Annotated in this window: 13 protein-coding genes and 2 riboswitches; of the genes, 8 read left to right on the top strand and 5 right to left on the bottom strand. The window is 66.5% G+C overall.

The window, feature by feature from the left end; translation table 11 throughout:
* Nucleotide 1 precedes the first annotated feature (1 nt).
* Together cpaB and G7078_RS08340 are read right to left on the bottom strand one after the other, a co-directional pair.
* The gene (gene cpaB / locus G7078_RS08345; protein ID WP_166094967.1) at nt 2-1,057 is read right to left on the bottom strand and encodes a Flp pilus assembly protein CpaB; all 1,056 of its coding nucleotides are present in this window, start codon (nt 1,055-1,057) and stop codon (nt 2-4) included.
* A 46-nt stretch (nt 1,058-1,103) separates the two neighbouring features.
* Entirely contained in the window at nt 1,104-1,577 is a 474-nt protein-coding gene (locus tag G7078_RS08340; RefSeq protein ID WP_166094965.1) for an A24 family peptidase, read from the bottom strand.
* Nucleotides 1,578-1,627: 50 nt separating this feature from the next.
* Between G7078_RS08340 and G7078_RS08335 the strand changes: the two genes are divergently transcribed.
* Nucleotides 1,628-2,692 (top strand): NAD(P)/FAD-dependent oxidoreductase, encoded by a 1,065-nt coding sequence (locus G7078_RS08335; RefSeq protein WP_166094963.1) that lies wholly within the window; start codon nt 1,628-1,630, stop codon nt 2,690-2,692.
* On the opposite strand, the gene G7078_RS08330 is transcribed toward G7078_RS08335, so the two are convergent.
* The 3 genes from G7078_RS08330 to ispH all read right to left on the bottom strand — a co-directional run bounded on the left by G7078_RS08330 (nt 2,682) and on the right by ispH (nt 4,928).
* Complete coding sequence (locus tag G7078_RS08330; RefSeq protein WP_166094960.1) at nt 2,682-3,410, bottom strand: hypothetical protein; 729 nt, start codon at nt 3,408-3,410, stop codon at nt 2,682-2,684. The genes G7078_RS08335 and G7078_RS08330 overlap by 11 nt on opposite strands.
* Nucleotides 3,411-3,504: 94 nt before the next feature.
* Nucleotides 3,505-3,963: a ribonuclease HI gene (gene rnhA / locus G7078_RS08325; protein ID WP_166094958.1), complete on the bottom strand. Its 459-nt coding sequence runs from the start codon at nt 3,961-3,963 to the stop codon at nt 3,505-3,507.
* Between the two features lie 5 nt (nt 3,964-3,968).
* A complete protein-coding gene (gene ispH / locus G7078_RS08320; RefSeq protein ID WP_166094955.1) occupies nt 3,969-4,928 on the bottom strand; it encodes a 4-hydroxy-3-methylbut-2-enyl diphosphate reductase in 960 nt (319 codons plus the stop codon).
* Nucleotides 4,929-5,013: 85 nt separating this feature from the next.
* Between ispH and G7078_RS08315 the strand changes: the two genes are divergently transcribed.
* The 7 genes from G7078_RS08315 (at nt 5,014) to G7078_RS08285 (ending at nt 11,911) form a co-directional block, all read left to right on the top strand.
* Nucleotides 5,014-5,646, top strand: coding sequence for a hypothetical protein (locus G7078_RS08315; protein WP_246166324.1), 633 nt, complete (start codon nt 5,014-5,016; stop codon nt 5,644-5,646).
* A 75-nt stretch (nt 5,647-5,721) separates the two neighbouring features.
* A riboswitch (glycine riboswitch) is annotated at nt 5,722-5,825 on the top strand.
* A gap of 1 nt (nt 5,826) precedes the next feature.
* Nucleotides 5,827-5,901: riboswitch (glycine riboswitch) on the top strand.
* 163 nt (nt 5,902-6,064) lie between these two features.
* Nucleotides 6,065-7,171, top strand: a complete 1,107-nt coding sequence (gcvT, locus tag G7078_RS08310; RefSeq protein WP_246166549.1) for a glycine cleavage system aminomethyltransferase GcvT — start codon at nt 6,065-6,067, stop codon at nt 7,169-7,171.
* Nucleotides 7,172-7,174: 3 nt separating this feature from the next.
* The gene (gene gcvH, locus G7078_RS08305; protein WP_166094953.1) at nt 7,175-7,546 is read left to right on the top strand and encodes a glycine cleavage system protein GcvH; all 372 of its coding nucleotides are present in this window, start codon (nt 7,175-7,177) and stop codon (nt 7,544-7,546) included.
* A 14-nt stretch (nt 7,547-7,560) separates the two neighbouring features.
* Nucleotides 7,561-8,310 carry a class I SAM-dependent methyltransferase gene (locus tag G7078_RS08300; RefSeq protein WP_246166322.1) on the top strand — a complete coding sequence of 250 codons (750 nt, stop codon included), beginning with the start codon at nt 7,561-7,563 and terminating at the stop codon, nt 8,308-8,310.
* The gene (gene gcvPA / locus G7078_RS08295; RefSeq protein ID WP_166094949.1) at nt 8,311-9,669 is read left to right on the top strand and encodes an aminomethyl-transferring glycine dehydrogenase subunit GcvPA; all 1,359 of its coding nucleotides are present in this window, start codon (nt 8,311-8,313) and stop codon (nt 9,667-9,669) included.
* Nucleotides 9,666-11,261, top strand: coding sequence for an aminomethyl-transferring glycine dehydrogenase subunit GcvPB (gene gcvPB / locus G7078_RS08290; protein ID WP_166094946.1), 1,596 nt, complete (start codon nt 9,666-9,668; stop codon nt 11,259-11,261). The genes gcvPA and gcvPB overlap by 4 nt, the downstream gene beginning before the upstream one ends.
* On the top strand, nt 11,258-11,911 hold the full coding sequence (locus tag G7078_RS08285) for a DUF938 domain-containing protein (protein WP_166096286.1): 654 nt from the start codon (nt 11,258-11,260) through the stop codon (nt 11,909-11,911). Before gcvPB ends, G7078_RS08285 begins: the two co-directional genes overlap by 4 nt.
* Nucleotides 11,912-11,932: the final 21 nt, after the last annotated feature.

Genomic DNA, 11,932 nt, shown 5'->3' with positions numbered 1-11,932 from the left:
CTTAGCGGCCCCCCACCGGAACGATTGTCACGTTGCTGCCGCGGGTCACGCGAACGACGGGGCCGGAAGCAACGCTGCCTCCACCCGCGCCAGGCGCCACGCGGTCGATATATTTGTCCATCGCATTGCGAGCGACCTCGGCGGCGAGCTCGTCGCGCGACTTGACCTTCGCCGGCACCGTGCGGCGCTGGAAGCGGGAAACGTCGCCACCGGTGGTGAACGTCGTGTTGTTATCCATTGGACGGCTTGCGTAAGCGTTGAGCAGGCGGCGCTCGTCGGCGGGCGTGGTGCCGGCTGGCACCTTTACCTCACCCGAAGCGACGGCTCGTTCTAGCTCCGACGTGCTGTCGGCAAGCGAGCGAAGCGACAGCGAGAGAGTCCCGACGCTTTGCGCGACCGAAACCTTTTCGGCGATCCGCGGCGTGACTTCCAGCGTGACGTTGGAGAAGGTCTTCACCTCGGTCTTGCCGTCTTCGTCCTTGCTGCTGATGCGCTGGTCGGTGGCAAGCACGCGAACGTTGCGAACGATCGTCTCGGACACCTTGAGCGGCGCACCGTCGCCACCGTTGTTATCGACGGTCTGGTTCAGCACCATGTCGACGCGGTCGCCCGGGAATACGAAGCCGGCGACGCCGTTCGACGTGGTGACCGGGACGGTGACGGCACGCATGCCCGGGCCGAGCGCCGCGGCGAGGAAGCCGCGGTCCTTCGGGCCGACCAGGGAGCCGCGGGTCAGCGGCTGGCCGGCGGTGACCGGGAAGCGAACGACAGTGCCGAGCAGCTTCGACGGGTCGGCGTCAGGGGTGCCCTGCGCGTAATAAGCGCCGTCGAGCGCGTCTTTCGGCCAATCCTGGAAACCCAGCATCGTCTGGTCGATGATCGTGCCGACCGGCAGATCCTTGCGGGCGACGAGCACCTTGGGTCCAAGCGGGACGCCGGGAGCAGCGGCCTCGGCCTGCTGCGCGCCCGCGCCGGTGAACATGTTCTTGGCCATGAAGGCGGTGACTGCTGCCACCACCAGAGCGCCGACCAGAAGCATTACTTTTTTAAAATCCATGGCGAGAACGCCTCCCCTGCAGACCCGCTGCGAACAACCTTACAAATCAGGCAAATTGGTTAAGAAACCGTTGGGTGAGAATCGCGAGGCCGCCGACGGCGATCGCAACGCCGTACGGAACCTTCGGCCGGCCGCCCTTGCGAGCGGCGCGATGGACGATGAGCGCGACGGCCGTGACCACGCCGCCGGCAAGCGCCATGTAGATGAGCGAACGCAGCGTCTCCGCCGGCGTGAACCAGAGCGCGAGGGCACCGGCGAGCTTGACGTCGCCCCCGCCCATCATCCCGGTGTAAAACAGGATGGAGAGCAGCAGGAACACGGCGAGAGCCGTCCCGGCCTGCGCGGCGATATCGGGCCACCAGGGCAGCCCGGCGCTCAACCAGTACAGTGGCGCAAGCAGCGCCACCGCCAGGTTGAGCCGGTTGGAAATCGTATAGGTGCGGACGTCGATCGTCGCGGCGACGACCAGCAGGATTGCAAGTATCGCCAGCAGCGCCTGGGTTAATGCGACGTTTGTCATGACGACGGCACTAGACGCTGACACTTGCCAATTCGTAACCGGGCGCTTGGATGGATAGCTTCGACATCATCATCGTCGGCGGCGGAATCGCCGGGGCGAACCTTGGCGCCGAGCTAGCCGCGCACCGGCGCGTGCTGATCGTCGAAGCGGAACGCCATTGCGGAATGCATGCGACCGGGCGCTCGGCGGCGTTCTGGCTCGGTAGCTATGGCGGCCCGGCGGTGGCGCCGCTGACCCTTGCCAGCCGCCGGTTCCTAGCACCGTTCCTGCGCCAGCGCGGGGCCCTGCACATCGCCCGTGATGTGTCCCGGCTGCCGGAGGTGGACGGCGGGATTCTCCTCGGGCGCTCGGCCCTCGAGGACCGAGTCCCGGGCACCCGCCCGGACTGGGCCTGCGCCCTGTTTGAGGAAAGCTGCGCCGACATCGACGTTGCCGCGCTTCATGCCGACTGCCTCGCACGCTTCCGCCAGTGGGGCGGCACGGTGCGGACCGACGCTTCGCTGGTCGCCGCCGAACGCCAGGGCAACGGTTGGAAAATCCGGCTTTCGGACGGCGGCGAAGTCGAAGCCGGCGTGGTGGTCAACGCCGCCGGGGCCTGGGCCGACGCGGTCGCGATCGGCTGCGGCGTTCGCGCGATTGGCATTCAGCCCAAGCGCCGGACGATGGTGCAGCTCAGGGTCGGCCAGACCGGCCTGAAGGACTTGCCGCTCGTGATCGACGCGGCCGAAAGCTTCTACTTCAAGGGCGAAGGCGACAATATCGTCTGGCTCAGCCCCCATGACGAAATCGACAGCGACCCGTGCGACGCTGCCCCTGAAGAGATCGACGTCGCCGTCGCCATTCACCGGTTCGAGCAAGCGGTCGACTGGCCGATCGAGGCGGTCGAGCGGCGTTGGGCCGGGCTGCGCAGCTTTTCGCGCGATCGGGTGCCGGTCTACGGCTTCGATCCTTCTGCCGATGGGTTTTTCTGGTGCGCGGGGCAGGGCGGCTTCGGCATCCAGACCGCGCCGGCAGCGGCGAAACTGGCGGCCTCGTTGCTGCTCGGCGAAGCTTTACTCGAGATTGTCGGTCACATCGATCCGGAATTATTTTCGCCGGGCCGCTTTAGTCGCTGAGACGCCGCCGTCCTGTAAGGTCGCGCCGGAAAGCATAGTAGATCGCCAGCGAGAGGCCCTCGACGACGAGTATCAGCCAGGGGACGCCGAGCACGCGTGACGCAAGGAAGTGCTTTTCGAGCAAGAGATAATTCTCGAGGAAGACAGCGGCGAAGGTCAGAACGAAGACAAACGGCAGGATAAAAAAGGCGGCGAACCACAGTGGGCGCTTCGGATTGGCGATGGCACGATACCCGATCACCACCGGCGGTAAGGCGATCAGCCAAGTCGCAGCGATCGTCAGCAGGTGCACAAGTTCTGACCTGCCGAACAAGTGGAAGGCGGCGTCATATTCGTCGTTGGCGTAGATCAGCACGAAAAATAGCCGGTTGATCGGGAAGTTCGCGAAGATCAACGCAAAGCCGATCTGGCGATCAGATGTTGATTGTCGGCGTAGCAAGAGCGCACCCCACCACATCAGCCCGAAGGTGAAGGCCGGCCCGGCGAGTGTAGCAGCCCAGTGCCACGGGTTTGCCTCACATCCAGGGGCGATATCGAACGAGTTGAAGGTTTTTACGCCGAAGCCGCCGCAGATGGCCGCGGCGGAAAAGTGATGAACGAATTCGTGCGAGGTGCCGCACAGGATGGTCAGAGCGGCGAAGGCAACGAGATACCTCCACGTGATGCGCAGCCTAACTTGGCGCGACTCCGTCCGAGTATCTGCGGCATTCGGCTCCATTGACTGGTCCACGTGAATCTCCCCCCGTGGAGGAAACTATCGAACGTGTTACACTGATGCAATACGCTAATACACATCGGTGAAAAACTTGTTCTCACAGTTGGTGATGCTGCCGCTGCCGGTCCGCTTCCTCACAGGCAAGCGCATCGACGCGGTCGTTTTCCGGGTGGCCGCTATGCCCTTTCACCCAGTGCCAGCGGATGTGGTGCGGAACCACTGCTTCCAGCAGCTCGCGCCACAGCTCTTCATTCTTCACCGGCTTCTTGTCCGACGTGCGCCAGCCGTTGCGCTGCCAGCCGTGCACCCATTTCGTGATCCCGTCGCGGACGTAGGCGCTGTCGGTGTGCAGGTCGACGCTGCACGGCCGCTTGAGTGCCTGCAGCGCCCTGATAGCGGCGACCAGCTCCATTCGGTTGTTGGTGGTCAGCGCCTCGCCGCCGGTCAGCTCGCGCTCACGCCCGCCGGTCCGAAGCAATGCCGCCCAGCCGCCGGGGCCGGGATTGCCCCGGCAGGCGCCGTCGGTGAAAATGTCGACCTTGGAAAGCGCGTCCACGTGGGTCAGTCGACAAGCTCGCGTGGAAGCTTGAACACCATCCGCTCGGGATTGTGATCGGCTTCTTCTTCGACCACCTCGAAGCGTTCGGCCAGCGCGTCCATCACTTCGCGCACCAGCCGTTCCGGCGCCGATGCCCCGGCGGTCACTCCAAGCACTTTGGGTTCGCCCAGCCACGCCCAGTCGATATCGCTCGCCCGCTCGATCAGCCGGGCGGGCACGTTCAGGCGCTCGGCCACTTCGCCCAGGCGCAGGGAATTGCTACTTTGCGGTGACCCGATCACCAGCATCTTCTCGCAGCGCGCGGCGATCGCCTTGACCGCGGCCTGGCGATTGGACGTCGCATAGCAAATGTCTTCGGTCCGCGGCGCCCGGATGGCCGGGAAGCGGGCCTTGAGCGCGGTGACGATGTCGGCGGTATCGTCGACCGACAGAGTCGTCTGTGTCAGGAACGCAAGCCGGCTTTCGTCCGGGACCGCGATGCGGTTCACGTCGGCGACGTCTTCGACCAGTGTCATGGTACCTTCCGGAACCTGGCCGAAGGTGCCGATCACTTCGGGGTGGCCGGCATGGCCGACGAAGATGATGTGCAGGCCTTCCGCGGCCACCCGCTCGGCCTGCCGGTGGACCTTCGATACCAGCGGGCAGGTCGCGTCGAGGAAGCTTAGGCCCCGCTGGCTGGCCTTGGCCGGCACCGTCTTGGGCACGCCGTGCGCGGAAAAGACGACTGGCCGGTCGTCCGGAACCTCGTCCAGTTCCTTGACGAAAATCGCGCCCCGGTCGCGAAGCTCATCGACGACGAAGCGGTTGTGGACGATTTCATGGCGCACGTAGACCGGCGCGCCATATTTCTCGAGCGCGAGCTCAACGATGCGGATGGCGCGGTCGACCCCGGCGCAGAATCCGCGCGGCGCGGCGACAAGCACGTGCAGGGGCGGGCGCCCCGATGACCGCTGCGGTTGCATGGGCGCGATGTAAGGCCTCGCTTGCAGCATTGGAAGGCGGTTCCTATGACGGCGCTCGACCTCCTCGTCCTAAGGAACACCATCAGTGAAGCTTCGCTATTCCGCGCTTCTGTTCATGCTTCCTCTCGCCGGCTGCAAGACCGCCGGGACGATTGACGACGGCGGCATTTACACGGTCCGGAGCAGCTGTCCGCAGGTCGCGATCCCGGCCGGGACCGGCGACATCACGCTCTTCAACCCCGGCGACAGCCGCGAGGCGGGGGCAGTGGACGTCACCGCCGCAATCACCAACGTTCGCGCCACCTGCACGGAAACGGCGGGCGAGTTTATCTCCACCGCCGTGTTCCAGGTCGTGGCGACGCGCCGCGACGCCGGAGCCGCGCGGCAGGTGGTCCTCCCGTATTTCGATATCGCGATGCAGGCCGGCAACCAGGTGGTCGCCAAGAAGCTTGCCGGGGTTGCGATCAATTTTCCGGCCGGCAGCAATCGCGCCATCACCGCGGGGCAGGGGACCGTCCGCATTTCGCGTGCGGCCGCGACCCTCCCGGAAAGCGTTCGCAAGGTGCTGACGGCGCGGCGGCGGGTTGGCGACACGAATGCCGCGATCGATCCGTTGACCGATCCGACGATCCGCGATGCCGTCGCTCGCGCCACGTTCCAGCACCTGGTCGGCTTCCAGCTGTCGCAGGATCAGCTGCGCTACAACGCCACCCGCTAGCCGCCCTTAAGTCGGCGTTGACTCGCGAAGCAGGCGAAGCCAAGGCTCGGCGCGTCTCCGGCGGGTTATTGCCGGAAAGGCCGCGCGGGAGAGTTCGGGCAAGCTTCTCAACAGCTTGACCGGCGCCGAAGGAGCAACCGCCTCCGGAATCTCTCAGGCAACAGGACCGCGCGGGCCTGACAGTCTGGAAAGTGTCCCGAGCGTCAGGCGCGGGACCGCCGAAGGGGCAAAGCTCTCAGGCGCAGCGACAGACGGGGGCGATGAGGCTGGGCGGCAATGGCGCCGTGCGGCCAATGTCGCGGAGCCGTATCCAATGAGCCGAGAAGTCCACAACGGGCCCACCGACCAGCACACTATGGCGCGCGGCGAACCGTATCGCGGCGATTCCGAAGGCGGGGAGGGCGCACCGGCCGAGCCCATGACCTTGCCGCTCGACAGCTGGCACCGCGCCAAGGGTGGGCGAATGGTCGAATTCGCCGGCTACATGATGCCCGTCCAATATGAAGGCATCATGGCGGAGCATCTGTGGACCCGCGAAAACGCGGGCCTGTTCGATGTCAGCCACATGGGCCAGCTGATGGTCACCGGCGAAGGCGCCGCGGACGCGCTCGAGACCGTATTGCCCGGCGATATCAAGGGGCTGAAGCCGGGCCGAATCCGCTATTCGCTGCTGATGGCCGACAATGGCGGGATCGTCGACGACCTGATGGTCACCAATGTCGCGCAAGGGAACGAGGAAGCCTATTACGTGGTCGTCAACGGGGCCACCAAGTGGGACGACATCGCCTACCTTCGCGAACGGCTTCCCGACGAAGTCACACTCAATCATCTCGAAGACCGCGCCTTGTTGGCGTTGCAGGGTCCCAAGGCGGCCGAGGTCGCTGACCGGTTCTGGCCTGGCGTCGCCGACGAGCTCACCTTCATGCAGGGCACGTCGCGCGAATGGGAGGGCGTGGCGCTCGGCTTCGGCCGGTCCGGTTACACCGGCGAAGACGGGTTCGAACTTTCGGTCCCCGCCACCCACGCCGAGAAGCTCGCCGAGACCCTGTTCGCCGATGAGCGGGTCAAGCCGATCGGGCTTGGCGCGCGCGATTCGTTGCGGCTGGAAGCCGGGCTGCCGCTCTACGGACACGATCTCGATACCGACACGACGCCGGTGGCTGCCGGCCTGACGTTCGCCATCCAGAAGCGGCGGCGCGCCGAAGGCGGGTTCCCCGGCGCGGAGCGGATCCTGGCCGAATTCGACAGCGGCCCGATCAATAAGCGCGTCGGCTTCGACGTCGCTGGGCGTCAGCCGGTGCGCGAAGGCGGGCTGGTGCTCGACGGCGAAGGCAACCAGGTGGGCCGGATCACCAGCGGGGGCTTTTCGCCGACGCTGCAGCGGCCGATTGCGATGGGCTATGTCGCCGCGCACCTGGCCGAACCCGGCACGCAGTTAAAGCTGGAGCAGCGCGGCAAGCTGTTCGAAGCGACGGTCGCGGCGATGCCGTTCGTCCCCCACCGCTATCATCGCAAGGGAGCCTGATTGATGAGCCTCTATTTCACCCGCGACCATGAATGGATCAAAGTCGACGGCGACACCGCCACGGTCGGCATTTCCGACCATGCGCAGAACGCGCTCGGCGATATCGTTTTCGCCGAAGTCCCGGACGCCGGCCGGCAGCTGACCAAGGGCGGCGACGCTGCCGTCGTCGAATCGGTCAAGGCCGCGTCCGACGTCTACGCGCCGGTCAGCGGCGAAGTGATCGAAGGCAACCAGGCCGTCGCCGACGATCCCGCGCTGGTGAACAGCGATCCCGAAGGCGAGGGCTGGTTCTTCAAGCTGCGCCTGTCCGACCAGGGCGAGCTCGAAGGCCTGATGGACGAAGCCGCCTACCGCGAATGGGTGAAGACCCTCTGACCCCAGCTCGGTCCTTGAACGCCACGCCCGCCTCGATCAGCAGCTGGGTCGCCGCCGACTATGCGCGCGTCGGGGCGTTCGTGCCGGCGCTCGGCCAGGCGGCGCTCGACTTGCTCGACCCGCGGTCGGGGGAGCGAATCCTCGACGTCGGTTGCGGCGACGGCGCCCTGTCGCTCAAAATCATCGATCGCGGCGCCGAAGTGGTTGGCGTCGATAATTCGCCCGAGCTGGTCGAAGCGGCCAGGGCGAACGGGCTCTTTGCCGAGCTGATGGACGCGGCGGACATGGAGTTCGACCGCCAGTTCGATGCCGCTTTCTCGAACGCCGCGCTGCACTGGATGCTGGAAAAGGAACGCGTCGCGGCGGCCGTCTTCGAAGCGCTTCGCCTCGGCGGGCGTTTCGCCGGGGAAATGGGCGGCGAGGGAAATCTCGAGCACCTGCGCGAAGCCCTGGATACGGAGCTGGTGATTCGCGGCTATCAGCCGCCGCTGGAAGCCTCCAACTGGTATGCCTCGGCCGAGGATTTCGCAGCCGTCTACGAAGCGGCAGGCTTCACCCAGATTGACGCTCGGCTGATCGACCGGCCGACCGAGCTTGAACATGGCGTCGCCGCCTGGGTCACCACCTTCCGTCGGGGCTGGCTCGACCGCGCCGGAGTCCCCGACGAAGAGCGCGAAGACCTCGCTCGCGCCGTCGCCGACCGCGCCGGTTCCGCAATCGCCGATTACGTCCGCCTCCGCTTCATCATGAGAAAGCCTGCCTGAATGCGCTATTTGCCGCTGAGCGATGACGATCGTTCGCAAATGCTTGCCGCCGTCGGCGCCGATGCGATCGACGACCTGTTCGTCGATATCCCCGAAGGCGCCCGCCTGGACGGCGTTATCCGCGAGCTTCCGATGCACGCTTCCGAATTGTCGGTGGAGCGGCAACTTGCGGCGATGGCGCGCAAGAACATGGTCGCCGGCGAAGTGCCGTTCTTCCTCGGCTGCGGCGCGTACAAGCACCACATCCCGGCCAGCGTCGACCACATCATCCAGCGCGGCGAATTCCTGACCGCTTACACGCCCTACCAGCCGGAAATCGCGCAAGGCACGCTGCAAGTGCTGTTCGAATTCCAGACCCAGGTCGCTCGGCTGCTCGGCTGCGACGTCGCCAACGCATCCATGTACGACGGCTCGACCGCCTGCTGGGAAGCGATCGGGATGGCGCGCCGGATTACGCGTCGGACCAAGGCGATCCTGTCGTCGGGGCTGCACCCGCATTACGTCAGCGTCTGCAACACGATGGCGAAGTTCACCGGCGATGTCCTTGAAACCGCCGTCCCGGACCTCACCGCCGAAACCGATGCGCAGCGCCTGATCGACGCCATCGACGACCAGACTAGCGCCGTCGTCGTCCAATATCCCGACATCCTCGGCCGCATCACCGACCTCGCCCCGATCGCGGAAGCTGCCCATGCCAAGGGCGCGCTGCTGATCGCCGTGGTCACCGAGCCGGTCGCGCTCGGGCTGATCAAGTCGCCGGGCGAAATGGGCGCCGATATTGTCGTCGGCGAAGGGCAGAGCATCGGCGTCGGCCTGCAGTTCGGCGGGCCCTATGTCGGCCTGTTCGCTACCCGTGAAAAATACGTCCGCCAGATGCCCGGGCGTCTGGCTGGGGAGACGGTCGATGCGACGGGCAAGCGCGGCTTCGTGCTGACCCTGTCGACCCGCGAACAGCATATCCGGCGGGAGAAAGCGACCTCCAACATCTGCACAAACTCGGGGCTCTGTGCACTTGCCTTCTCCGTGCATCTAACGCTGCTGGGGCAGGCCGGCCTGCGACAGTTGGCGGAGGTTAACCATTCGCGCGCGGCAAATGTTGCGCGGCGGCTTTCGAGCCTTCCCGGAGTCGATCTGGTCAACGACAGCTTCTTCAACGAATTCACCGTCCGGCTCCCGGTCGAAGCGCGGCCGGCGGTGCACGCCCTGGTCGAACGCGGGATCCTTGGCGGCGTCTCGCTCGGCCGGCTGTATCCCGGCGCCCAGGCGCTCGCCAACGGCCTCGTCATCGCCGTGACCGAGACCGTGACCGATGCGGATATCGATGCCCTGGAAGCTGGCCTGAAGGAGGTTTGCGCGTGACCCTCAACCCTTCCGGATGGCGCCCGTCGACGCCGACCAACGACGCGCCCGGCGACCAGCCGACCGTCACCGGCAACCGCGCGCTGCAGCTTGAAGAGCCGCTGCTGTTCGAACGCGGCAGCTACGACCAGACAGGCGTCGACATCGAAGCCGTCGCGCTCGACGAAGCGCGCCTCGGCGGCCTCGCGCGCGGCCGCGACATCGGCCTTCCCGGCCTCAGCGAGCCCGAGGCGGTGCGCCACTACACCCGCCTTTCGCGGCAGAATTACGCCATCGACCTGGGGCTGTTCCCGCTCGGTTCGTGCACGATGAAGCACAATCCGCGCCTCAACGAGAAAGTCGCGCGGATGCCCGGCTTCGCCGACATCCACCCGTTGCAGCCGCAGGAAACGGTGCAGGGCGCGCTGGAGTTGATCGAGAGCCTGGCCGGCTGGCTGCTGACGCTGACCGGCATGCAGTCGGTGGCGATGAGCCCCAAGGCCGGCGCGCATGGCGAACTGTGCGGTCTGCTGTGCATTCGTGCGGCGCTCGAAGCGCGCGGCGATGCGCGTGAAGTCGTGCTGGTTCCCGAAAGCGCCCATGGCACCAACCCCGCGACCGCCGCCTTCGCCGGCTACCGGGTCGAGAACATCCCGGCCAATGCCGCCGGCCGAGTCGACCTCGATGCACTGAAAGCCCGGCTCGGGCCCGACGTCGCGGCGGTGATGATCACCAACCCCAACACCTGCGGCCTGTTCGAACCGGACATGATCGCGATTTCCGAAGCGGTCCACGCGGCCGGCGGGCTGGTCTATTGCGATGGCGCCAACTTCAACGCCATCGTCGGCAAGGTCCGCCCCGGCGACCTCGGCATCGATGCGATGCACATCAACCTGCACAAGACCTTCTCGACCCCGCATGGCGGCGGCGGGCCGGGCGCCGGGCCGGTGGTGCTGTCAAAGGCGCTGGGGCCATTCGCGCCGCTCCCGTTCGTCACCCGCGATTCGGACGGCTACCGGCTGGTCGAGGAAGAAAGCGCCGGCGACGAGCATCCGCAGGCGTTCGGCCGAATGGTCGCCTTCCACGGCCAGATGGGCATGTTCACGCGCGCCCTGTCCTACATCCTCAGCCACGGCGCCGACGGCCTTCGCCAGGTCGCGGAGGACGCCGTGCTCAACGCCAACTACATCCTGCGCAGCCTGGAAGACGTGCTCGATGCGCCCTTCGCGAAGAGCGGGCCGTGCATGCACGAGGCGATCTTCTCCGACCGCGGCTTCGGCGGCGGCCTGAGCACCATCGACCTGGCCAAGGCGCTGATCGACGAAGGCTTCCACCCGATGACCATGTATTTCCCGCTGGTTGTCCACGGCGCGATGCTGGTCGAGCCGACCGAGACCGAATCGCGCGCCGCGCTCGACCAGTTCATCGCGGCGATGCGCAGCATTGCGGAACGGGCGAAGGCCGGCGATCAAAGCCTGAAGGCCGCGCCGGTCTTCGCCCCGCGCCGCCGGCTCGACGAGACGCTCGCGGCAAGGAAGCCCGTCCTGGCCTACAAGGAAGCGGTGCCGTCGGCCGGTGAAGCGCCAACGCCAAGCGAGCAGGGCGGCCGCTGAGCCAGCGGCGCTTTTACGAGGCGCCCGCCAACGGCAGCCGCCGCTCCGCCCCGGCTGCGCTGCGCAACCGCGAGCCGATCGCCGAAGTCTTGCGCGATTGGTTGCCGGAACGCGGGCTGGTGCTCGAAATCGCCAGCGGCACCGGCGAACATGCGGCCTGGTTCGCTGATCGCTTCGGCGGCCTGACCTGGCAGCCGAGCGACGTTCACCCGGAAGCGCTGGCCTCGATCGCCGCCTGGCGGGAGGAGGCTGGGCTGTCGAACCTGCTGGAGCCCGTCCAGATCGACGCCGCAGCGCCCGACTGGCCGGTCGATTCGGCGGAGGCGATCGTCAGCATCAACATGGTGCACATCAGCCCGTGGGCCGCGGCGCTTGGGCTGCTTGACGGTGCGGCGCGCCTGCTTGGCGCCGGTTCGCCGCTCATCCTCTACGGGCCATGGCTCCGCGCCGGCGTGGCGACCGCGCCAAGCAACCTGGCTTTCGATGCCGACCTGAAGGCGCGCGATCCGAACTGGGGTTTGCGGGAAGTGGAAGCTTTTGCGGCGGCTGCCGGCGAACGTGGCCTGGCGCTGGCCGAAACGCGGGCGATGCCCGCCAATAATCTGATGCTGCTCCTGCGCAAAGGCGGAGCGGACGCAGCGCCGCTTTGAGGCGCAGGCGGAAGCTGGAAG

It is taken from the genome of Sphingomonas sinipercae (assembly GCF_011302055.1).
GTDB classification, from domain to species: Bacteria; Pseudomonadota; Alphaproteobacteria; order Sphingomonadales; family Sphingomonadaceae; genus Sphingomicrobium; species Sphingomicrobium sinipercae.
This window is presented reverse-complemented; position numbering and strand designations above follow the sequence as displayed.

What these genes read in the sequence shown, in the direction of transcription:
- G7078_RS08330 (WP_166094960.1), bottom strand. Translation starts at nt 3,410, where the DNA reads ATGGAGCCGAATGCCGCAGATACTCGGACGGAGTCGCGCCAAGTTAGG.
- gcvT (WP_246166549.1), top strand. Translation starts at nt 6,065, where the DNA reads ATGACCTTGCCGCTCGACAGCTGGCACCGCGCCAAGGGTGGGCGAATG.
- cpaB (WP_166094967.1), bottom strand. Translation starts at nt 1,057, where the DNA reads ATGGATTTTAAAAAAGTAATGCTTCTGGTCGGCGCTCTGGTGGTGGCA.
- gcvH (WP_166094953.1), top strand. Translation starts at nt 7,175, where the DNA reads ATGAGCCTCTATTTCACCCGCGACCATGAATGGATCAAAGTCGACGGC.
- G7078_RS08335 (WP_166094963.1), top strand. Translation starts at nt 1,628, where the DNA reads ATGGATAGCTTCGACATCATCATCGTCGGCGGCGGAATCGCCGGGGCG.
- ispH (WP_166094955.1), bottom strand. Translation starts at nt 4,928, where the DNA reads ATGCAACCGCAGCGGTCATCGGGGCGCCCGCCCCTGCACGTGCTTGTC.
- G7078_RS08340 (WP_166094965.1), bottom strand. Translation starts at nt 1,577, where the DNA reads ATGACAAACGTCGCATTAACCCAGGCGCTGCTGGCGATACTTGCAATC.
- gcvPA (WP_166094949.1), top strand. Translation starts at nt 8,311, where the DNA reads ATGCGCTATTTGCCGCTGAGCGATGACGATCGTTCGCAAATGCTTGCC.